Here is a 1,347-nt window from a genome sequence, read left to right on the forward strand (position 1 = left end):
CTGGAAAACTGGTTCAAGCCAGATGTTAGAAAGTGCTCAATTACGAAAAGGCAGCCGCCCTTTCCACGTGGGTATCATTATGGTTTTGATGGGGCACTTTGTGGGCCTATTAACGCCACATGTGGTATGGGAAACACTTGGCGTAAGCGATAGTTTCAAGCAAATGGTCGCAATGGGCATGGGTGGCTTCTTTGGCCTGGTGTGCTTATATGGCTTGGTGATTCTTGTTAAGCGTCGTTTAGGTAATGAGCGAGTGCGAGCGACTAGCTCAAGAATGGATATCCTTATCCTACTCTTGTTGTTGGTTCAGCTACTACTAGGCTTGATCTCGATCTTCGTATCGATGGGTCACCTGGATGGTGTTGAAATGGTTAAGCTAATGAGCTGGGCGCAAAATATGGTCTTGTTTAACGGCGTTGAAGCTTCAGCAGCGATTGCTGATGTTCACCCAATCTTTAAGCTACACGTAGCCTTGGGTATGACTTTGTTCTTGGTCTTCCCATTCAGCCGTTTAGTTCATGTTTGGAGTGTGCCAGTTAAGTACTTCTCTCGTAACTATCAGGTTGTACGTAGTAAGGCTTAATAGCCATCTTATCCCCGCAAAGCGCGGGGATATTTTCAAAGGGGTCAGACTCGATTGAAACCTTAGTTTCAATCGAGTCTGACCCCTTTGAAAATATAGACTAAGTTGGAGTTAGATATGATCCGAGTGAATCAAACAGAATTTGATGAAACAGCCATCGTCAAAGAAATGCAGTACCACGTGGCCCAAACGCACACGGAATCGAAAAATAAGGCTTGTGAGTCTCTGATTATCAGTGAGCTTCTTAAGCAGCGTGCTGAAGCTTTAAATCTAGCAGGTGGTGCAAAGAGCCAAGAAGCCCAGAGTACTGAAGATGCGTTTCTTGAAGCTTTGTTAGATACCGAAGTCGAAGTACCTTCGGCCAGTGAAGATGATTGCCGTCAGTATTTTGAAGCAAATCCTAAAAAATTCATGACCAGCCCCTTGGTCGAGGCGCGTCATATCTTGCTTGATGCATCACCCGATGATGCCAATGCTCGTTCCGAAGCAACGGAACTGGCAGAGCAACTGATTAAACGCTTACAAGAAAATATTGGGCAGTTTGAAGAGCTGGCCAAGATGCATTCCAAATGCCCTTCAAAAGAGACGGGTGGTCACCTTGGGCAGCTTGGTAAAGGCCAAACTGTGCCAGAATTCGAACGTCAGTTATTCAATTGTCCTGAAGGTTTAGCCAGTGCGCCAATCGAAAGCCGTTATGGTGTGCATGTTGTTTTCATTAACCACAAAGAAGAAGGTAAAGCTTTACCTTATGAGATGGTTAAAGA

At 45.1% G+C, this 1,347-nt stretch carries 2 protein-coding genes; both read left to right on the plus strand.

The window, feature by feature from the left end; all coding sequences use genetic code 11:
- On the plus strand, positions 1-583 hold a 583-nt coding region (gene narI / locus A3766_RS03730; RefSeq protein WP_068641705.1), incomplete at its 5' end, for a respiratory nitrate reductase subunit gamma.
- A 117-nt stretch (positions 584-700) separates the two neighbouring features.
- On the plus strand, positions 701-1,347 hold a 647-nt coding region (locus tag A3766_RS03735), incomplete at its 3' end, for a peptidylprolyl isomerase (protein WP_068641706.1).

The organism is Oleiphilus sp. HI0132, assembly GCF_001635845.1.